General features: G+C 69.7%; 19 protein-coding genes and 1 pseudogene. 9 read left to right on the top strand and 11 right to left on the bottom strand.

Annotation, left to right across the window (positions count from 1 at the left end; all coding sequences use genetic code 11):
* Positions 1 to 6: 6 nt before the first annotated feature.
* Entirely contained in the window at positions 7 to 1,170 is a 1,164-nt protein-coding gene (locus tag IE263_RS48830) for a helix-turn-helix domain-containing protein (RefSeq protein ID WP_229911217.1), read from the top strand.
* Positions 1,171 to 1,361: 191 nt separating this feature from the next.
* Positions 1,362 to 2,603, top strand: coding sequence for a helix-turn-helix domain-containing protein (locus tag IE263_RS29030; protein ID WP_189940781.1), 1,242 nt, complete (start codon positions 1,362 to 1,364; stop codon positions 2,601 to 2,603).
* Between the two features lie 55 nt (positions 2,604 to 2,658).
* On the opposite strand, the gene cutA is transcribed toward IE263_RS29030, so the two are convergent.
* The 5 genes from cutA to IE263_RS29005 form a co-directional block, all read right to left on the bottom strand.
* A complete protein-coding gene (gene cutA, locus IE263_RS29025; protein ID WP_189940780.1) occupies positions 2,659 to 2,985 on the bottom strand; it encodes a divalent-cation tolerance protein CutA in 327 nt (108 codons plus the stop codon).
* Between the two features lie 91 nt (positions 2,986 to 3,076).
* A complete protein-coding gene (locus IE263_RS50105) occupies positions 3,077 to 3,406 on the bottom strand; it encodes a GNAT family N-acetyltransferase (protein WP_373312110.1) in 330 nt (109 codons plus the stop codon).
* Between the two features lie 40 nt (positions 3,407 to 3,446).
* On the bottom strand, positions 3,447 to 4,559 hold the full coding sequence (locus IE263_RS29015) for a tyrosine-type recombinase/integrase (protein ID WP_229911216.1): 1,113 nt from the start codon (positions 4,557 to 4,559) through the stop codon (positions 3,447 to 3,449).
* Positions 4,559 to 5,497 carry a hypothetical protein gene (locus IE263_RS29010; protein WP_189940777.1) on the bottom strand — a complete coding sequence of 313 codons (939 nt, stop codon included), beginning with the start codon at positions 5,495 to 5,497 and terminating at the stop codon, positions 4,559 to 4,561. Before IE263_RS29010 ends, IE263_RS29015 begins: the two co-directional genes overlap by 1 nt.
* Before the next feature lie 362 nt (positions 5,498 to 5,859).
* Positions 5,860 to 6,870: an Acg family FMN-binding oxidoreductase gene (locus IE263_RS29005; RefSeq protein WP_189940776.1), complete on the bottom strand. Its 1,011-nt coding sequence runs from the start codon at positions 6,868 to 6,870 to the stop codon at positions 5,860 to 5,862.
* A gap of 266 nt (positions 6,871 to 7,136) precedes the next feature.
* On the opposite strand from IE263_RS29005, the gene IE263_RS29000 reads away from it, so the two are divergent.
* Complete coding sequence (locus IE263_RS29000; RefSeq protein WP_189940775.1) at positions 7,137 to 7,733, top strand: Rv1733c family protein; 597 nt, start codon at positions 7,137 to 7,139, stop codon at positions 7,731 to 7,733.
* Between the two features lie 1,608 nt (positions 7,734 to 9,341).
* On the opposite strand, the gene IE263_RS28995 is transcribed toward IE263_RS29000, so the two are convergent.
* Positions 9,342 to 11,093 (bottom strand): sensor histidine kinase, encoded by a 1,752-nt coding sequence (locus IE263_RS28995; RefSeq protein ID WP_189940774.1) that lies wholly within the window; start codon positions 11,091 to 11,093, stop codon positions 9,342 to 9,344.
* Between the two features lie 310 nt (positions 11,094 to 11,403).
* Between IE263_RS28995 and IE263_RS28990 the strand changes: the two genes are divergently transcribed.
* The 3 genes from IE263_RS28990 to IE263_RS28980 all read left to right on the top strand — a co-directional run bounded on the left by IE263_RS28990 (position 11,404) and on the right by IE263_RS28980 (position 14,780).
* Positions 11,404 to 12,327: an ABC transporter ATP-binding protein gene (locus IE263_RS28990; RefSeq protein ID WP_189940773.1), complete on the top strand. Its 924-nt coding sequence runs from the start codon at positions 11,404 to 11,406 to the stop codon at positions 12,325 to 12,327.
* The gene (locus IE263_RS28985) at positions 12,324 to 13,946 is read left to right on the top strand and encodes an ABC transporter permease (protein ID WP_189940772.1); all 1,623 of its coding nucleotides are present in this window, start codon (positions 12,324 to 12,326) and stop codon (positions 13,944 to 13,946) included. Before IE263_RS28990 ends, IE263_RS28985 begins: the two co-directional genes overlap by 4 nt.
* A 132-nt stretch (positions 13,947 to 14,078) precedes the next feature.
* The gene (locus IE263_RS28980; protein WP_189940771.1) at positions 14,079 to 14,780 is read left to right on the top strand and encodes a CBS domain-containing protein; all 702 of its coding nucleotides are present in this window, start codon (positions 14,079 to 14,081) and stop codon (positions 14,778 to 14,780) included.
* A gap of 413 nt (positions 14,781 to 15,193) precedes the next feature.
* Here IE263_RS28980 and IE263_RS50100 read toward each other — a convergent pair whose 3' ends face one another.
* The 4 genes and pseudogenes from IE263_RS50100 to IE263_RS28970 form a co-directional block, all read right to left on the bottom strand.
* On the bottom strand, positions 15,194 to 15,418 hold the full coding sequence (locus IE263_RS50100) for a transposase (protein ID WP_373312109.1): 225 nt from the start codon (positions 15,416 to 15,418) through the stop codon (positions 15,194 to 15,196).
* A gap of 8 nt (positions 15,419 to 15,426) precedes the next feature.
* The gene (locus IE263_RS48825) at positions 15,427 to 15,615 is read right to left on the bottom strand and encodes a hypothetical protein (protein WP_229911215.1); all 189 of its coding nucleotides are present in this window, start codon (positions 15,613 to 15,615) and stop codon (positions 15,427 to 15,429) included.
* A gap of 70 nt (positions 15,616 to 15,685) precedes the next feature.
* A pseudogene (locus IE263_RS50095) lies at positions 15,686 to 15,811 on the bottom strand (transposase); the annotation flags it as partial.
* A gap of 72 nt (positions 15,812 to 15,883) precedes the next feature.
* On the bottom strand, positions 15,884 to 16,135 hold the full coding sequence (locus IE263_RS28970; protein WP_229911214.1) for a helix-turn-helix domain-containing protein: 252 nt from the start codon (positions 16,133 to 16,135) through the stop codon (positions 15,884 to 15,886).
* Between the two features lie 497 nt (positions 16,136 to 16,632).
* On the opposite strand from IE263_RS28970, the gene panD reads away from it, so the two are divergent.
* The 3 genes from panD to IE263_RS28955 are packed head-to-tail and all read left to right on the top strand — an operon-like array spanning position 16,633 to position 18,080.
* Entirely contained in the window at positions 16,633 to 17,052 is a 420-nt protein-coding gene (gene panD, locus IE263_RS28965; RefSeq protein ID WP_189940768.1) for an aspartate 1-decarboxylase, read from the top strand.
* 32 nt (positions 17,053 to 17,084) lie between these two features.
* The gene (locus IE263_RS28960; protein ID WP_189940767.1) at positions 17,085 to 17,432 is read left to right on the top strand and encodes a GNAT family N-acetyltransferase; all 348 of its coding nucleotides are present in this window, start codon (positions 17,085 to 17,087) and stop codon (positions 17,430 to 17,432) included.
* Positions 17,433 to 17,435: 3 nt separating this feature from the next.
* Positions 17,436 to 18,080, top strand: coding sequence for an aspartate/glutamate racemase family protein (locus IE263_RS28955; protein ID WP_189940766.1), 645 nt, complete (start codon positions 17,436 to 17,438; stop codon positions 18,078 to 18,080).
* Positions 18,081 to 18,607: 527 nt separating this feature from the next.
* On the opposite strand, the gene gnd is transcribed toward IE263_RS28955, so the two are convergent.
* On the bottom strand, positions 18,608 to 20,047 hold the full coding sequence (gene gnd / locus IE263_RS28950; protein WP_189940765.1) for an NADP-dependent phosphogluconate dehydrogenase: 1,440 nt from the start codon (positions 20,045 to 20,047) through the stop codon (positions 18,608 to 18,610).
* Positions 20,048 to 20,193: the final 146 nt, after the last annotated feature.

The following is a 20,193-nucleotide window of genomic DNA, read 5'->3' as shown; positions in this document are numbered from 1 at the left end:
CCGACCATGGACAGTGCGATGGTGGCACGGCGCTCCCAACACACCCTGTGGCACTGGGCAACCCCACAGGCCGAGGCGGCCCTCGCCACCCGTGATCTCGGGGCCATCCTGCGCTTCCACCGCGCCGTACACGGCATGAACCAGTCCGAACTCGGTCGGCTCCTCGGCTACGACAAGACGTACATCTCGCTCCTGGAACTGGGCAAACGGAGCCTCGAAGACGTCAGCTCCCGCCGGCACATCGCCGAGGCCCTGCGTCTGCCTCCGCACGTCGTCGGCGTCACCGATCCCGCGGACACCGACCACCGCGCCATGCTCCAGTTCGGCGAGTCCACCGTCCGCCTCGCTGAGATCGCCCGGCAGTCCGGACACGCCTCCGAAGCCGTCGCCGAGCTCTGGCCCCTGGTCGCCCGGCTCGAAGCACGAATGGAGGACGGGCACACGGAACGGGACGTCCTGCACCTCCTGGCCCGAGCCCGTGTCGGCCTCGGCGTCGCCCTGGGCAATGTCCTGCCAGAAGAACGACTGAGTACCGCCGCCCGCTGGACCGCGAAGAGCATCGACATCGCCCGCTACTTCGGGGACCCGGCCTTCACCTCTTACGTGCTGCGCATGCACGGAAACGAACTGCGCAAGGCCCGCCTCCACGGCGCCGCCGTCGACCGACTGCAACACGCGGCTGCCCTTGCACCAGACCACGAGGCGAAAGCGGCCGTACTTCCGCTCCTCGCTCGCGCGGCCGGCACCCTCCGGAACCAGCCCCTGTTCGACGAGGCGATGAGCGAAACGGACCGGCTCCTCGACGAGACCGAGCACACGTCGTTGTTCAACCCCTACGCCCTGCACGAGATCCGACTTCGAGGGCTGATGTCCACTGGCAGGACCGATATCGCCATACAACTGGTCGAGCAGGGCAGTCCTGTACCGACGACCACCGTCGCCCCGCAGTGGCGCGTGATCGAGCTCATCACCGTGGCCCAGGTACGGCTGGCCGCCGACGACTGCGGCGGCGCCGCGCAGTCCCTGCACACCGCCGTCGACGAAGCTGTCCGCCAGCGCCTTCCCCACCAATTGCAGCGCATCGTGCGCGCGGCGCACCATCTGCTGCCGGAGATCAGGGAAGTCGCAGACCATGCCCTGGACCGGATTCGGCAAGAGATGGCCGCCTAACTTGATCTCGTCCCAAAGCAGCACCGGCTGGCCTCGGTCGCCCGACTTGAGGAACGTGGTCATGGGCCCATCGCACCGCGCTACGAAGCCGTTTACCAGGGGAATCCAGAGGGGGAAAAATCTGTCAAGGGGGAAACCCAAGGGGGAACTGGGGCCATGATTGGATTCCGCCAACGACAGAGGTCACACTCATGCCAGATCCGTTCGCCGAACTCTTGCTCCGGCTCCGGAAGGACGCAGGCCGGACGCAAGAGCAGCAGGCAGACGCGATCAACGCTGTCTCCGGCCGGGCAACCCTGACCCGCCGGGAGATCAGCCGCTATGAGAAGTCCGAGAACGTCCCTACGAACCACACACTCGCCCACATCGCAGCGGCCTCGGGCGTCCCCTTCGAAGAACTACTGCGGGAGGCCAAGGCCGCCCGCGCCCGACGGAGAAGAGGGAACGTCCGTGAAGAGGAGGACCAGGACGACGTGAAGCGCCGCAAGCTGCTGGGCAGCGCCGCCATCGGCGTAAGCGCGGCTGCCGAGCCCTGGGGGCGACTCGCCTTCGCTCTCAGCAGGGGCTCCCGCATCGACACGCCCGCTGCGGTCGCGCTCATCAACCGAGCTGCTGACCTGCACGTCCAGGAACTCAATCTCAGTGCCCGCCGCCTGCAGAGCACGGTTGAGTCGCACCTTGACGCGATCACCGCAGCCCTGCCTCACGCCGGCGAGCACGAACGGGCTCTCACCATCGCGGCCGGGGAAACCGCTGCCCTTGCCGGATGGGTGGCCTGGGACCTGGGCGAGTACGACAAGGCCGGCGCCTATTACGATGCCACGACTGAGTGCGCGGCGAAGGCCGGGCATCCTCCCCTCAGAGCCTTGGCCCTCACCTACGCCAGCTACGGGGCTCCGACACCGAAGAGGAAGCTAGAACTCCTGTCCCAAGCCTCCCGAGATGTGCGCGGCCACGGCAACGCCACGGCCGCAGCCTGGGTCCTCGGAAGGCACGCGGAGGAAGCTGCCGCGGTCGGCGACGAGACAGGCGCGCTGCGTGCGCTTGACCGAGCACGCTTCGCTTACGACTTCGCGGATCACACCAGCGAACAGGCATGGGTCCGCTTCGTGACGCCGTACCGGATGGATTCGTTGGCCCTTTCCGTGTACGGGCAGTTGGGGCGATCCGAACTCACCGCCACGGCCGACACCGCGGTCGACCGCCTCGGGGACGAACTACCGGATGGCGGCGTCGTCGTCCTCGGTGATCTCGCCTCGGCCCTCCTGCGCGGAGGGGATGTCGAACAAGGCGTCTACGTATCGCGCCAGTTCACGGCTGCGTCACAAGCCAAGCCCAACACGATGGGCAAGGAACGTGCCGCGAAAATCGCCGCGTGGCTCCCCGGCAGTGAGCGGGAACTCGCCCATCACTTGCGGCAGTTCGCGTCCTGAATCGATCCCCTCGTTCGGTACACGGGCAAGCTCAGGACACGAGCGCCGTCGCCCGTCAGTCCCGCGTTGTCTCCTCAACAACCCACGACAGGTACGCCTCCGACCCGCCGGTCACAGGCAACGTGATCCACTGAGGGACGTCATACGGGTGCTTCTCGGACAGCCATGCCTCCAGCTGCGGGAGACGGTCTGTCGTCGTCATGTACGAGATACGCCACTCCTGCGCCGTCTCGACCTCGTTCTTCCACCAGTAGACGGCGGTGATCGGCGCGTCGATGTGAACGCCTGCTGCCAACTTGCTCTCAACCGCGCCCCGTGCCAGCGCCCTTGCCTGGTCCTCGTTGTCGATGGTCGTCTGCGCGATCACAATCTCGTTGGCCATGCAACTACCTCTCCAGGTCGGTGTACCACGACCCTACCCAGCACGTGGCTTGCCCCCGCGCAGGCCCTGATCACCGAGGACTTGCCCGAGGTCACACCGCCGCAGCCACTCCCGTCCGCGCTACTGCAGACGGGAGCGGCTGCGGTTGGGCCCGTCTGTTCAGGTCGTCCTGGTAGACAGTGGCAACAGCCCGCATGCCGAGGGCCTCGTAGAAGGCGCGACCCCCTTCGTTTCGGGGCGAACACTGGACCACCAGGGGACTGAGACCCCGCTCGCGGGCCCATGCGCGGACATGATCAACCAATGCGCGTCCTTCCCCGCCGCCGCGATGGTCGGGATCGACCCACATCTCGTGGATCACGCAGCATCCGCGGTCGTCTGGGCCGGCGATGATGTACCCGCGCTCGGTGCGGTGTTTCATCCCATCGGGCGGAGCCGGACGGTCGGGATCGAACGGCACGTCAGGCCTCCAGTTGCTCTGCCATGGCCGCGGCCGCGTCGTATGCGGGGTTGCCCTCAAGGGCACCGCGGCGCTGGTCGTAGCGCTGTGTGGTGCGCGGGTCCTTGTGGTCGGCCCAGTGCTGGATCTTGTCGGGGCGGGCGCCGGGCCGGTCGAGGGCGTGTGTGATCGTGCTGTGCTTCAGGGAGTGCGGTCCGAGCTTCTTCTGCGGAAGGCCGGCGCGCTGGGCGGTGGCCCGGATGGCGCGCCACTGCGATGGCTCGTCGAGCCTGTTGCCGGTGCTGGTGCAGAAGATGAAGCCCTCGGTGCGGTCGCCGATGAGGGTCTGGATGGCGTGCCATACGAACGGCGGCACCGGCTTCGTGACCCAGGTCCCGCCCTTGATCTGTACCTCCAGGGTGTGGTGCCCCTTGTCGTACCCCAGCTCCTCGATCCGGGCGCCGAGCGCAGCCTCGATGCGCAGGCACAGGTGATAGAGCACCAGAATCAGGACGTACAGCCGGAACGCGGTGCGACGGCAAGGGTGTTCGTCGCGGGCGGTGCGGGCGAGCGTCACGTACTCGGCCTCGGTCAGGCCCTCGGTGCGGGTGAACAGAGGGTCGATGGCCGGGTACAGCACCCCGTCGAAGGGGTTGGCGTCCAGCTTCTCCTTGGGCAGGGCCTTGGTCTGGAGCACGAACTTGAAGAAGGAGGAGCAGGCAGAGAGCACGTTGTGCCGGGTGGCGTCGTCGCGCGGCTTACCCTCGGGCATTCGTTTCCCGCCGCGCCAGACGAGGGTGGGCAGACTCTTGAGATGGTTCGCGAAAGCGTCGGCGAGCAGGAAGTTCACCGCGAGAGGGTGAACGCCGCGCTCACGGACGTACGTCTCCAGGAGCTTGAAGTTCTGGGCGTACGTCTTGCGGGTGCCGTCGGAGCGCTGGTGCGCGAGCCATGCCGCGGCGAGAGTGGGCAGCGCGTCCCGCTCGCCGTAAATCGCGGACAGGTACTCGAACAGCCGACGGGCGCGCGGGGGCCAGTTGTCGCGAGGGTCGGCGTCCAGCCTTGCGAGGGACTGCCGTACGGATCCTTCGGCCGGGACCAGTTCAGAGGACGGCGCGGTCGGCGCGAGAGCCATCACATCTCCCGCTCCTCGGGCTCCTCGATGAGGATGTCGCGGGCTTCGGGAACCACGCAGTTGCAGGTGAAGCAGACCGGTGCCGACGCCGACTCGCTCGCTACGCGGAGTCCGTCGATGAGGGCGTGGTCCTGACACCTTGGGCACTCTCTCCGGAACCCTCGCTCCCGGCGCGTCAGGATGAACCGCATGATCTCCGCGCGGTGAAAGTGCATCTCGCAGAAGAAGCAGCGATGGCGCGGTTGCGAGGCGGCGAGGACCAGCGCGTTCTGTCCACACGACGGGCAGTCGATGGTGCGTGGTTCGTGGCCCTTGAGGTCGCCGCGGAGGCGTCGCATGCGCTGCTTCACGAACGCGTCGATGGAACGCACACCTGTGATCACGTAGTTCAGCTCGTAGGACAGTCTCTCGTCCGGCGTGCCGATCGTCGGGTTGATCAACTCCGTGTGGATGAAGCGGTATAGGAAGTCCAGCACGCGACCGGCACGCGCCTCGACGGCGTGTGCGTTCTGGGTCAGCCCGTAGTGCTGCAGCGCGTTCCGGTCGGCGGCCAGGGCGATCAGCGCGCTGCGTTCGTCGTCCGTGATGTCGCACCCGACGATGCTCCGAAGTCGCTGTACGGCCTGCTTGGTCGTGCAGCTCTCGAAGTCGCCCTCATGGAAACGTCGGAAACTGGCCTGGCCGGGGTCAGAGAACACGAGGGTCCAGTGCTCTCGGCTCAGGCGCTCCTTGAGGAGGACTTCGATGGCGGCCTGCAGGTGGAGCACCGCGTACTTGAGGTCGCGGGGGCCCACCTCGTCCTTGGTCAGGTGGTCGACGACGCTGACGAGGTAGTCGGCCCCGTTGCGAAGGGGCGGGAAGTGCAGCTCGTGCCGACGGGCGTCACGAGAAGCGGTCGCACCTGCATCTTCCACGTTGCTGCCTCGCTGTCCAGGCACGGCTTGATGGTAAGTATGAAGATCACGCGGAGCCTACAGGAAAATCGAAATTTTCCTGTAGCAGGGGCGCGGGCCTGCATCGTTGCCCACTTCCACTGAAATGATCCTTGCGCTACTGAAATCTTCGGTGCGATGGCATCCCCCCGCTTCTACCAGGGCTTCACCGTTCACGTCCTGCCCGACGACATCATCGAGTACCTGGAAGTCGGCTTGCTCTGCTCGGCTACCTGAGCGAGGCCAGTCCCCTCGTTGAACACGGCTGGCAGTGGCACGCGTTCGGGCCAGGCGTGCACCCGCCTGGCCCGAACGCCCAGAGCGGCGGGGATCGAGGAACTCGTGCGGGTGGAAGCCGGCGAGCAAGGTCATGCCGACTGCGGTCGGCCGCCCCCGCCATCGAGCAGGTCACGCGCGGCGCGGCGCGGGGTGGCGGGGCCTTCCGGGCCGTAGCCGAGGCGGATCAGCATCTGAGCGTGGCCTGTGTGTTCGGGTGCGGGGTTCAGGGAGCGACGCAGGTCGGACCATTCCATCGGCTGGTGCAGGAGGGATGCCCGTAGCCCGTGGACCGTGGCGACCAGCAGGGCGTGTTCCAGTGCCTCGCCGGCGCGCAGCCAGTCCGTGCGGCGATCGTGTTCCGTCGTCAGCAGGGCGATGACGGGGGCCGTCTCGAATGGTTGGGCGCGGAGCCGCTCTGGGTGCCGCTGGGCGGTGAAGTCGCGCATGGGGATGTGCTCGTGGGCGTCCTGCGGGCCGAGAGCCGTCTGGGGGAGTCCGAGGTCTCTGGGCTCGTCCGGGTCTCGGTGGACCCAGCGGCGGCTCTCCGCCCCACGGTCGGGGTCGTTCCTGTTGCGTTGCTCGGCTTCGGCGGTCAGGCGGAGTAGTCGCGCCGTCTCGGGGGGCGCGGAGAAGGTGAGTACCGCGCCCTCCATGCGCGCGGCCTCGGTGAGCTCGGCGCGTACGTATGTGGGCAACGGCCTGTCGGAGAACGGGAACCGGCTGCTGTGCCGCCGCCAGATGGCCGGGAACAGGTCGGCGCGGCGCCCCGTGGGGCGTTGGGCAGCGGGACCGGTCGGCCGAACCGAGGCGAGCAGGCTCGGGTCCTCGGGGTCCGGCAGCAGACGTGTGACCGGCGTCCAGCCGAGGTGACCAACCGTGACACGCAGGTTGAAGACGGCCGCCCCCACGGAGAGGTGCAGGGCTCGGCCCGCAGGGTCCGCGTGGCGCAGGCCTCGTTCCGGAGCGGCGCGTACCTCGATAGCGACCGTCTCGGGGTCCAGGCGATAGCGCCACGGCTGCGTGTTGAAGATCGAGGGCGCGGCGACGGCAGCCGCGAGGCACTTCTCCAAGGTCGCGGCGTCGAAGTGCGTGAAGTGCATGACGCCCTCCTCACGATCCTGCGTCGTCTTGCTGTCCTCCGAGTGTGGGAGTCCGGCCGGGACGCCGTGAGGGGCCGACGGTCCCTTCCCGGGGTCCGGTCGGACCACTCCCGGCACGGGTTCCTGCGGACCAGGGCCGATCGGCCCATTGCCGCACGGGGGTCGGGCCCGTTCGGCCTGGCGATGCCGCCTGATCGGCCCCTGCCGGGGCTCACTTCCAGGTGTCACGGTGCTCGCAAATGACGACGACGAGGAGGTGCGGACCCATGTCCGGTGGTGAGCGTACGAACCCGAAGCTGCGCACCAAGCAGAGGCTGTGGCGGTGGCGGAGCAATGCGCTGCGACGGCGCGACGATGTCATCGAGGCGTGGATCGTGCTCGCCGTGGTGACGGTCATGACGCTGGGCGGCGTGGTCGTCGGGGCGGTGACCGCGCACACCGCCGACAACGTCTTCGCTCGGCAGCAGGCCGAGAAGCACTCGATCCGAGCCGTGCTCGTCGACTACGTGCCTCTGACCGTGTCGCGTGCGGTGACGAGCGACCAGGTCCGGGCAAAGGTCCGCTGGACAACGGCCGACGGCTCCACGCGCACAGGTACGACCCGGGTGGACGCCGGATACAAAGCCGGATCCGACGTTGTCGTCTGGACCGACGGCCAGGGCGACCTCACCTCCCGGCCAGCGAGCTCCGGCGAGGCCACCGCTCGCGCGGCACTCATCGGCACCACGGCAGCGCTCGCCTTCGGCGGCATGACGTTCGGCGCGGGAGCCATCGCACGGTGGCGGCTCGACCGGCGCCGCATCGAGCAGTGGGGGCGCGAGTGGGACCTGGTGGGACCTCGGTGGGGGCACAAGACAGGGTGAACCTGCGCAGACCCTCCTGGCGCGTGCGGCCTGAGAGACCCGACGGCGGATCCCGAGGACGGCGACGTGCCCGTCGTGCACCGCGAGGAGGTCTCGCAGCCGAAGATGAGCGCCATAGGCCGGTCACGCGGCAGTGAGCATGGCCTCGATGCCGCACAAGTCGTGGCTGGTGCTGCCTGGAGTCGCATCCCCGATCGAGGCCTGCCGAAGAGGCCAAATGGCTGTCCCTCATGCATATGCGCGGAGGACCATGAGGATGGCGTGGTGGCGGCTCCCCCGACGCCCCGCGCCGGGAGCACCCCGGTGTGTCGGTGCACCGAGGTGCTGTCCGCGGTGCTCGGGAGCAAGCGGATGCGTGCCCGCTCGGTAGACCGAGCCCTGCGGGCACTTCCCCATGACGCGGGCGTCGTCGGGGACGTCGCCCTTCATACGCCGGGGCGCCGTTGGTGGCCTCGACGGCCCGGTCGGCGATCTTTCCGCCGGGCATTCCTGCGAACGGTTCCTTCGGCGTGCTCGACCCACAGCCGGCGAGTGCGGTGGTGGCCGCGGCGACCAGGACGTGGGCGGCGAGTGTGGTGCGACGCGTGAATCGGTGAGCCGAGACCGGGCGGGGCGGTGGCGGAGTGCGTCACGCTCGCCCCGGCGGCGGGGCGTCGTACGGTGGTCAGCCGTCACGCCCTGACGCAGGGGTGCGGTGGCCGTCGGCAAGGGAGCGCATCCCCGCGCGGTACGGGGCCGCGTCGATCTCACCGCGCAATCGCTGTGCCACCAACCGCCGTTCGGCGGCCTCAAGTTCCGCGCGGCGCCGCGGAGGCCGAGCCCGCGACTGGCTCCGGAGTGCGGTCTGCCAGAGCCGAGGGCAGGGCGGCCGGCGATCGGCGGCCGGCGCGAGCAGGCGGGCCGTGTCGTACAACGCGCCTATGACGATGAGCAGTTGGAGTATCACGGCTGCGGCGACCATGGCACTGCCCTCATGAGAAGCGGCTCCACCTGGTGCGGACGGTCACTGTCACCCTGCGTCCCACCGGCCTTCCGACGCTGGGGCCGTTCGGGGCAGGGCACGGGCCGACCGTCCTCTTCACTGTGAGGATGCGGGCTCTCGGTCTGCAGCGCCCCCGTTCGACGCCCCTGGCTTCATCACGCCGACGCTTGCCTCCGGCCCCCTCGGGGAGGCTGGGTGCTGCAACGTCCCGTCGGGCAGGCCATGGACCAACACCGAGATTGAACACCTGGTCCGCGTGCCGGCCGAGCGACTCACCGCCCTGTTGCTCTTGGGCGCTGAGCGGCGCAGCGTCAGAGGTCGTCGCCCGCGCGCGACGCTTCTGGTCGTCGTCGGCCGCCGTGTCCGCCAACGCAACCGACAGGGCGGGCCAGTTGAAGAAGGACGGGTGACCGGCTCGACACGGGCGCGGGGGCCGGCCGGGGCGGGTTCGACGCGGATGGCGATGGTGCCGCCGGCCCCGGTCATGTGCCGAGAGCCCCTCCGCGTATTGATGCAGCGGTAGGTGCGGCCGCCGCCGGAGTGACCACATCGATTGCCGCGCCCCGCAGTTTCTGGCCACGCGCCAGACATCCGGCGGCGGGTGACCAGGGAGAACGCTGAGCTCATTACCCCTCGCCCACCGGCACCCGCCACACCAGCCGTGCACCGCCGTCCGGAGGGCTGGACACCTCCAGCGTGCCGTCCAACTGCTCAGCCCGGTCGGCCATGTTGCACAGGCCGCTGCGGCGACCCCCGGACGGGATACCGACGCCGTTGTCGGAGACGGTGAGGCGCAGCTCGTCGCCGTCGGTCTCCACTATGATCTCTGCCCGGTCGGCGTGTGCGTGCCGGGCGATGTTGGTCAGGGCCTCGGTGAGGACGGCCATCACATGCTCGGCGGTCTCATTGGGGACGTGGGTGTCCAGCAGCCCTTCCATGCGCAGGCTGGGTGCGAAACCCAGTACTGGGGCGGCCTCCCCGGCCGCGCGGACGATCCGGGCCCGCAGGCCCTGTCCCACGGAGTCCTCGCGCGAGCGTAGCCCGAAGATCGTCGACCTGATGATCTTGATGGTTTCGTCCAGGTCGTCCACGGCCTGCAGCACCCGCTCCGATGCCTGCGGATGCTCGATGAAGCGCCCCGCGCTCTGCAGCGTCATTCCGGTGGCGAACAGCCGTTGGATCGCCAGGTCGTGCAGGTCGCGGGCGATCCGGTCACGGTCCTGCAGGAGCGCGATCCGCTCGGCGTCCCTGCGGTGTTCCGCTAGTTCCATCGCGACCGCGGCCTGGGCGGCGAAGCCCTGCAGCGGCTCGGTCTCCTTGTCGGTGAACACCGTCTGGCCGGCCTCACGGACGAGCAGGACGACGCCTCGTACGCCGTCTGAGCTGCCGACGGGGACGGCCACGGCCGGGCCGAGGCCGGTGAAGCGCGGCGGACCAGGCGAGACCCTCTCTCCGCCTCCGGTCGAGGGCACCCCGGTCTCGCCGCGCTCGCCGCGGGAGACGTCCGCACTGGTGACCGGGGCGGCGTTCGAGAAGGCCCGGCCGATCAGGCTGTCGTCGACGGGCAGGACCAGCCCGCGGTGCGCCTCTGCTTCCTGCCCGATGGCCAGTTCCACTGTGAGCGAGTCGGTGCCCTCCATCGGTACGGCGACCACCGCGAGTGCGGCACCTGTGATCTCTCTGGCCCGTTCGGCGATCAGCCCGAGCACCTCGCCGCGTTCGCTGTCGGACATCAGGCTGTGGGTGATCTCCGCGCTCGCCTGAAGCCAGCGTTCTCGTAGCCGGGACTCTTCGTACAGACGGGCGTTGTCGATCGCCACACCGGCCGCCACGGCCAGGGTCGACAGAACCGACTCGTCCTCCCCGTCGAACTGCGCCCCACCCCGTTTCTCGGTCAGATACAGGTTGCCGAAGACCTGATCCCGCACGCGGATCGGGACGCCGAGGAAGGTGTTCATCGGCGGGTGGTGGGGCGGGAAGCCGTACGAGGATGGATGCTCGGAGATCTTCGGCAACCGCAGCGGCTCGGGGTGCCGGATCAGCTCCCCGAGGATGCCGTGCCCCTCGGGGAAGGGACCGATCCGGGCGATCTGCTCCTCACTGACCCCGACCGTGAGGAAGTCCGACAGCCGCTTGCCGTCCGGTCCGATCACGCCCAGGGCGGCGTACTCAGCGTCCACCAGCACGGCCGCGGCCTGCACGATGCGGCGCAGCGCCTGCTCGAGATCCAGCTCGCGGCCGACCGATAGCACTGCCTCCAGCAGGCTGTGCACCCGGTCACGGGTACCGCGGGCCGCGTCCAGGCGCGCCTGGAGCTCCTCCAACAGCTCGTCCAGCCTCAGCTGGGGCAACCGTACGCGGGCCTCCCCGCTTCCCATGGGGCTTCCCACCGGCGATCCTCCAGGTCCCCTCGGCATACCCACCGCTGACCGATCCGGTCATGTGCCACCGTATCGGTCCACGTCAGGGGACGGTACGGGATCAGGGCGGCGGCCTGGGGCCACGACGGCAGTAGGCGGCGACAGCCGCGGTGATCGGCCACAGGCCCCGGACCCGGTCCATTGGTCCCGGGGTCGGATGCCCGATCGGCCCCTGTCCCGCTTCACCGCCGCGGGATGTGCTGGGAAGGGGAAGGGGGCGTGTCGCCTGCCGCCCCGCCGTACGGCACTGGTGATGAGGTGAAGCGGCATGACCACGGCGATCTCCGTGTCCGGCCTGGTCAAGCAGTTCGGCACGACCCGGGCCCTGGACGGTCTCGACCTGACCGTCCGGGCCGGGGAGGTGCACGGCTTCCTGGGGCCGAACGGGGCCGGCAAGACGACCACACTCCGGATCCTGCTGGGGCTGCTGCGTGCGGACGGCGGCTCGGTGCGCTTGCTGGGCGGGGATCCGTGGCGGGAGGCCGTCAACCTGCACCGTCGTCTGGCCTACGTACCAGGCGAGGTGAACCTGTGGCCCAACCTCACCGGGGGCGAGGTGATCGACCTGCTGGGCGCCCTGCGCGGTGGTCTCGACCTGAAGCGCCGTACCGTCCTGCTGGAGCGGTTCCAGCTCGACCCGGCCAAGAAGTGCCGTGCCTACTCCAAGGGCAACCGGCAGAAGGTGGCCCTGGTGGCCGCGCTGGCGTCCGACGTCGAGCTGTATCTCCTGGACGAGCCGACTTCCGGTCTCGATCCCCTGATGGAGGCGGTCTTCCAGGGCGTCGTCCAGGAGCTGCGGGACGCCGGCCGCACGGTGCTGTTGTCGAGCCACATCCTCGCCGAGGTGGAGACGCTGTGCGACCGCGTCACCATCATCCGGGCGGGCCGGACCGCGGAGTCGGGGACCTTCGACGAGCTGCGCCACCTGTCCCGTACGACCGTCGCCGTCGAGACCCGCAGGCCGCTCGGCACCCTGCGGGAGCTGCCCGGGATACACGACGTCCGCGTGGACGGCACCCGGGCGTGCTTCAGCGTCGACCCGGACGAACTGGGCGGTGTACTGCGCCACTTGGTGGAGTTCGACGTGCGCTCGCTGACCAGCTCCCCGCCGACCCTCGAAGAGCTGTTCCTGCGCCACTACGAAGACGGCGCCGCGGCACAGGCCGCCCCGGGCCCCGGAGGTGCGCGATGAGTGCGCTGACCGGAACGGTTGCGCTCACCCGGCTCGCGTTCCGGCGCGATCGGGTCGCTCTGCCCGCCTGGATCACCGGTCTGTCCGCCCTGATGGCCGCCTTCGCCGCCATGACCGTCGGCGCTCTGGCGACGGAACAGGACGTGATCCACGAGACGGAGTTCATGGCGGGCAACCCCGCGCTGCGGATGCTCGGTCTCGCCTCGGGGCCCACGGTCGGCGGGTACGCGATGATCCGGAGCCATGTCACGCTGGCGATCCTCGCCGTGTTGATGAGCGTCTTCGCCGTGGTGCGGCACACGAGGCAGAGCGAGGCCACCGGCCGCAGCGAGCTGGTCGGTTCGGCCGTCGTCGGACGGTACGGCAGCCTGGCGTCGGCCGTCGTCGTCACGGTGGCCGCGAATGCTGTGCTCGCGGTGGCACTCGGTCTGGCGTTGATCGCGAACGGGCAGCCTGTGGAAGGCTCGTTCGTCGCAGGCGCCTCGATCGCCGGCGTCGGCCTGGTCTTCACCGGAGTCGCGGCGGTCACCTCTCAGCTCTCGTCGAGCTCCCGCGGCGCGAACGGAACGGCCGTGGCGGCGCTGGGATTCGCTTTCCTGCTCAGCGGTGTCGGGAACATGCTCGGCAGCGTGGACACGAGCGGGCTGCGGGTGGTCAGCGCGTGGCCTGCCTGGCTCTCGCCAATCGGTTGGGGACAGCAGATGCGTCCCTTCGGCGGCGACCACTGGTGGCCGCTCATTCTGTTCGCGGCATCCTTCATCGTCCTGCTGGGCATCGCGGGCGCTCTCGCCGCAAGGCGGGACTTCGGCCGAGGCCTGCTCCGGGAGCAGCCGGGGCCCGCCGACGCCCGCCCCGGACTTCTCAGCCCCCTCGGGCTGATCCGGCGTCTGCAGCGCGGTGCGGTGCGCGGCTGGGCGATCGGCATGCTCGGATTTGGGCTGGTCTTCGGCGCCGTCAGCGGCTCGGCCGACGACCTCGAGGGCTCCGCCCGGGAGTGGTACCGGCGCATGGGCGGCACGGACGAGATCGCCGACGCCTACCTCACGTCAATCGTCTCGATGGCTGCTATGGCCATCGCGGTCTGCACCGTCCAGCTCCTCCTGCGGGTGCGCGCCGAGGAGCCCGAGGGCCCGCTGGAATCCGTCCTCGCCACTGCGGTGAGCAGGCCACGCTGGGCTGTGAGCCAGGTCCTGAGCACCTGGCTCACCGCGGCGGGCCTCCTCCTGCTCTTCGCGCTGGGCATGGGTCTGACCGCCGGGCAGGTGCTGGGCGACACCGCCGGACAGCTTCGTGGCCTGACCGGGGCGGTCCTGGCGCAGCTGCCGGGGATCATGGTCATCAGCGGCTGCGTGACGGCCGCCGTCGGAGTGCTGCCGAGGTGGTCGGTCCCGGTCTCCTGGTCGGTGCTCCTCGCCTCCATCCTGCTGGGCCCACTGTTCGGCCCGACCCTGAACATGCCGCAGTGGGCGCAGAACATCTCCGTGTTCACCCACGCGGCCAGGGCGCCGGCGGCGGAGGTCACGGCCGGCCCGATCGCCGTCCTGACCGTGATCTCCCTGGCCCTCGTCGCGGCGGGCACCGTGTCGTTCCGCCGTCGGAGTCTCGTCCTGCCGGCATGAACGTGCTTCGGCTCCTCGGGGCCGTTTGGTCTGGTCGGGCCACGGTCGGGGGCCTGTCGGCCCATGGAGCGGTGCCCCACCGCGGCGGACACTGGAACGAGCACCACAACCCGACTTCAGGAGGCGGGAGCCATGCAGCACCGGATGGTGAGCGACCTCATGACGACATCGGTCGTATCGGTACGCCGGGACACCGGCTTCAAGGAGATCGCCCAGCTGCTCGCCGAGCACGACATCACGGCCGTACCGGTCGTGGACGACGACGAGCGTCCCATGGGCGTGGTCTCGGAGGCGGACCTGCTGCGCAAGGAGGCGGCACAGCTGGACCCGGCCCGTCTGCTGCCGGTCCTGCACCCGAAGCCCGCCGACCGGGCGAAGGCCGAGGCATCGACGGCCGAGGGGCTGATGAACAGCCCGGCCGTGACCGCCAGGCCGCAGTGGACGGTCGTGGAGGCCGCCCAGGTCATGGAACGCCACCGGGTCAAGCGGCTGCCGGTCGTCGACGAGGCCGGGCGGCTGGTCGGTGTGATCAGCCGGGCCGATCTGCTCCGCGTCTTCCTGCGCGGTGACCGCGCCATCCGCGAGGAGATCTCCCGGGACGTCCTCGTCCGCACTCTCGGCATCGCGCCCTCCGCCATCACCGTGCACGTGGTCGACGGCCGGGTCTCGCTGAAGGGCTCCGTCGAGCGCAAGTCCCTGATCCCGGTCGCCGTACGCCTTTGCCGGGGCGTGGACGGAGTGGTCGACGTCTCTGCCGAACTCGACCACCGGCTGGATGACACCTCCGCGACGCCGGAGACGGGAGCGTCACGCCGCGCTCAGCTGGCGCCCTGAGCAGGTCCCCTGGGAGAGGGCCCACCATCGAGACCGGACGGAACAGCCGCCGTCCTCGGCACGCGTGTGTCGAGCCTCGTGCTGTAACCGCCTTGTCGCACCGGCAGCCGGTACCTGATGCTGCTCGGCTTCCTCGCTGAGGCCCCGCCCCCAGGAGCACCACCTGTCGGATGCCGCTCTCCGTCCTGCCCTTTTCACCGCCCCGATCCGCGTGGCGCTTGGCGCCCTGAACGTGTGGACCGCGCAGGAGCATGACCTGACCGCGGTGCCGTGACATCTGCTGGCCTTCGTCCTGATGGCCAGGCAGACCGACGAGCCCCTGCCTTCCCGGGGGTGATGGCGCCTCTGCGGGTGCCTGGCGGAGACGGGCGGCCCGGACGAGGCTGGCCGACAAGGCGTTTTCTCCCGTGTCATCAGGCCGACGCAGCATTTCTCCCACGGCAGACGAGAAAGGCCCTCAATAGACTGGAACCCTTGTCCGCGATGACGTGGTCGGGCCTGCAGCGTGCTCGGCCCAGACCCATGCGCGGGACCCGGATGCGTTCCAGGAGGGGGCGTGCGCAGATGCTGTCGTGGCGTTGGCCAGGTCTCACCAGGATCGCCAGTGGCCGCTCGCGACCATCGCAGGCGAGGTGAATTTTGGTGGTCAGACCTCCTCGGGATCGGCCGAGGGCGTGATCGTCCGGTTCGTCCTGCCGCAGGCGCCCACTTTTCGGCCGGTGGCTGCGGCATGTTGATGGGCGCGGACGATGGTGGAGTCGACCTGGACGAGCCAGTTGATGTCGCCGGCCGCGTCTGCGCGGGCTTGGATCTGCTGCAGGGCCCGGGTGAACACCCCGTCCAGGACGTAACGGCGGAAGCGGGTGTAGACGGTCTGCCATGGGCCGTAGCGTTGGGCCGTAGCGTTCCGGCAGGTCGCGCCAGGAGATCCCGGTCCGGATCTTGTAGACCATCCCGTCGACGACCTGCCGGTCCGATACGCGCGGCCAGCCCGTCGCAGCCCGCGGTATCAGAGGAGCGAGTACTCCCACTCCTGATCGGTGAGCTCATGACGGCGTATCACCCCATCATGATCCACCACCCGACGATCTTTGAAGACGGACCTAGTGGATCCTCTGCTGCTCCAACCACTTGAGGACATCGGTCTTCTTGTAGAGAACCTTGGCATTCCTGCCACGACCCAGCTTGTAGCCCTTCAGCCCAAGCTTCGAAGCTTCTCTGTAGACCCAGCTGGTGGACATGCTGAGCAGCCTTGCAACCTCGGACGTGTCGATGAGGACAGGCTCCACTCGGCGGCGATCGGCCGGTGGACTGGATCGGAGGGAGACTTCGTCGGCAGCGTTGCGTGGCTTCAAGGTCGGCTTGCTCCTTGACATCGGCCGGAAGCCCAATCGGGACTTCGGCTCGACATTTGTTTCTCGTGGGTTGGGTGGCGCCTGTCGCGTGCCACCGCCAAGCGTCATCGCGAGGGCGAAACAATGATCAGAGGAAATGCCGGTTTGGCTAACCGGCGATGCGCGGCTATGTTGCGCGCCGCCGGATCAGAGGACGGATCTTGTTCGACCTGATGGTCGGCTGGTCGAGCCCTGCTGTGGCGATCGTCACGAAGGTCTTCGGGGGTCGTTGCGTACGCTGATCGCGGCCGTTCGTGAGGGACACCCCGGGGACGTGAGGACGACCCCGAGCGCCCCTCCCAGCGCCTGATGCGCCGTCAGAAAAGTCAGCATTCGGTCAGCATGAGTCCTGAAAAACCCAGGGAAAGCTGCCCGAACATGCGACTCGTTGTAGGGTAAGGAAACAGCCCTTGACCTGCAAAAACGCAGGCAGGGAGCCTACTTGTGGGAGTGCCCCGATGTTGCGTACCATGTTCAAGTCCAAGATCCACCGAGCCACCGTCACCCAGGCCGACCTGCACTACGTGGGATCGGTGACCATCGACGCCGATCTGCTGGACGCCGCCGACCTGCTGCCCGGTGAGCTCGTCCACATCGTCGACATCACCAACGGGGCGCGGCTGGAGACGTACGTCATCGAGGGCGAGCGCGGCTCGGGTGTCGTCGGGATCAACGGTGCCGCCGCCCATCTCGTCCATCCCGGAGACCTGGTGATCATCATCAGTTACGCTCAGATGACCGACACCGAGGCGCGGGCCCATCGGCCGCGCGTCGTGCACGTGGACCGCGACAACCGGATCGTGGCCCTGGGCGCCGACCCCGCCGAGCCGGTACCGGGCTCCGACCAGGAGCGCAGCCCGCAGGCCGTGTCCGTCTGAGCCATCGCAGCCACCGCACCAGGAGCGTGCCCATGAGCGACATCCGGATCCGCGACGACCGGCCGGCCGGCCGCCTCGAGGCCCTCGGCGACGGCGACGAAGTCGTGGGCCGCATCGAGTACTTCGTGCTGGAGTCGCCCGGGCGCGCCCTGGTCCCGGTGCACACCATCGTCGAACCCGCCCACGAGGGGAAGGGCATCGCGGGCTCGCTGGCCCGCGAGCTGTACGCGATCTCCGCACGCGAGGAGATCCCCGTCGCCCCTCTCTGCCCGTACGTCGTGAAGTGGGCCGAGCGTCACCCCGAGGAGGCCCCGGCGGCCGACCCGGAGCTGCTCGCCGCCGCCAAGGACTGGCTGCGCGCGCACCCCGGCAGGTTCTGACCGATGGCGCTGGCCCTGCTGCACACCTCGCCCCTGCACGTGCCGGTCTTCGACGCCCTGCGCGACGAGACCCACCCGGACCTGGAACTGCGGCACTTCGTCGACGAGGGCCTGCTGTCACGTGCGCGTGAGCTGGGCCCCGAGGCGGTCGCGGCCGACGTACGGGCCGCTGTGGCCCGTGCCGCCGCGGACGGCGCCGAGGCCGTGCTGTGCACCTGCTCGACCATCGGCGCGGTCGCCGAGGCGGCCGCCTCCGGGACGAACGGCGTCCCCGTCCTGCGCGGCGACCGCCCGATGGCCGCCGCCGCGGTGGCCGCCGGAGAACGGGTCGTCGTCCTGGCGACCGTGGAGAGCACCTTCGCCCCGACCTCCGACCTGATCAAGGAGGAGGCCCACCGCGCGGGCCGCACCGTCACGATCCGCACCCTGCTGGTCGACGGCGCCTGGGCCCGCTTCGAGGCGGGCGACACCGAGACGTGCGCCCGGCTCGTCGCGGCCGCCGCCGACACGGTCACCGACGCCGACGTGATCGTCCTCGCCCAGGGCTCCATGGCCCCGGCTCAGTACCTCGTCCGGACCCCGGTACCCGTGCTCTCCAGCCCCCGGCCAGCGCTGGCGGCCGGGGCGGAGGCGGCGCGGCGGCGTTGAGCTCGCTCCCGGCCGCACCCGGGTGGGTCCGGCCGGGGGCACCCGCTGCCACCACCGGGTGACTGTCCGCGCCACCCCCGGGTACGCGGGGGAGTAGTCCAGAGCCAAGCTTCACCACTGGCCGGAGGACACGATGACCGACCCGCACCCCGACCCCGTCCAGCCTCCACCGACACCGGGCCCCCCGACGCCCGAGCCGTATCCCACCCCGGTGCCACCTCCCGAACCACCCCCGGGCCCCGAACCCACCCCCCAACCACCACCACCGCACCCGGGCCCACCCCCAGAACCGTCCCCGTCCCCGATTCCCCCGGGGCCGGAGCCGGTACCGAACCCGGAACCGGGACCACCACTCACCTGACCGGCGGCAGAAGCGAAAGGTGGGCGACGTATGAACGCCGCCCACCACAACCCCGACAGGGGCGCGGGGCTGTATCCATGTGCGGCTCCGCCGCGTGGGCGCGACCAGCTGCCCCCACGCACCGGTACCCGCCCTACGACCGAAAGCCCCCGGACACCAGGCGCTGCTACGCACCCACCTCCGACCGATCCCCACCCCACAAGGTGTGGAACGAACCCTCCCGGTCCACCCTCCGATACGTGTGCGCCCCGAAGAAGTCCCGCTGCCCCTGCGTGAGCGCCGCGGGCAACCGCTCCGCACGCAACGCGTCGTAGTACGCGAGCGCCGCCGCGAATCCCGGCGTGGGAACCCCCTGCCGCGTCGCGGCGACCAGGACCTCACGCCAGTCGCCCTGCGCGGCGGCGATCTCCGCGGCGAACGTCTCGTCGGACAACAGACTCGGCAGATCCCTCCGCGCGTCGTACGCCGCACGGATCCGGTCGAGGAACGCCGCACGGATGATGCACCCGCCGCGCCAGATCGCCGAGACGGCACCGAGGTCGATGTCCCAGCCGTACTCCTCGCTGCCCGCGGCGATCTCGTGGAAGCCCTGCGTGTACGACACGATCTTCGAGGCGTACAGCGCCTGTTCCACCCGGTCGGCGAAGGCCGCCGCCTCGGCTTCGCCGAGCGCGGCCGGAGTCGGCCCGGCGAGCCCCCGGGAGGCCGCCCGCAGGGGCGCGTGCCCCGACAAGGAGCGTGCGAAGACGGCTTCCGCGATGCCCGACACCGGGACGCCCAGGTCCAGCGCGATCTGCACGGTCCAGCGGCCGGTGCCCTTCTGCTCCGCCTGGTCGACCACCACGTCCACGAACGGCTTCCCCGTCGCCGCGTCCACGTGCGACAGCACCTCGGCCGTGATCTCGATCAGATAGGAGTCGAGCCGCCCGGTGTTCCAGGTGCGGAAGACCTCCGCGATCTGCGCGGGGGAGTACCCGGCGACGTCCCGCAGCAGCTGGTACGCCTCGCCGATCAGCTGCATGTCGGCGTACTCGATGCCGTTGTGGACCATCTTCACGAAGTGCCCCGCACCGTCGGGACCGACGTGCGTCACACAGGGCGCCCCGTCGGCCGCCTTCGCGGAGATCCTCTCCAGCATCGGGCCCAGGGAGTCGTACGACTCCGTGGAGCCGCCGGGCATGATGCTCGGTCCGTGCAGCGCGCCCTCCTCGCCGCCGGAGATGCCGGTGCCGACGAAGTGGATGCCGCGCTCGCGCAGTTCGCGTTCCCGGCGCCGGGTGTCGGCGAAGTGCGCGTTGCCGCCGTCGATGATCATGTCGCCGGGCTCCAGGAGCGGGGCGAACTCGTGGATCACGGCGTCGGTCGGCTCCCCGGCCTTCACCATGACGACCAGGCGGCGGGGCCGCTCCAGGGCCGCCACGAACTCCTTGGCGGTCTCGGCCGCGACGAAGTCGCCCTCGTGACCGAACTCCTCGACCAGGGCGTGCGTACGCGCCACCGTCCGGTTGTGCACCGCGACCGCATAGCCGTTGCGGGCGAAGTTCCGGGCGAGGTTGCGGCCCATGACCGCGAGCCCCGTGACGCCGATCTGGGCTGACGTGCTCATACCGTTGGCTCCTCAAGGGTTCTTTGCTCGGTGGTGCGGGTCGTTCCCCCGCCAGTGTCGTCCGCCGGTCTCATCCGCGCCGGTCTCGTCCCCCGTCAGTCTCGTCCCGCCGACCATCCTGTCGCGCCCGTACGCCGACCGCACGT

It is taken from the genome of Streptomyces aurantiogriseus (genome assembly GCF_014649375.1).
Lineage (GTDB): Bacteria > Actinomycetota > Actinomycetes > Streptomycetales > Streptomycetaceae > Streptomyces > Streptomyces aurantiogriseus.
Note: the sequence above shows the minus strand (reverse complement) of the source record. Positions and strands in the feature narration are given on the sequence as shown.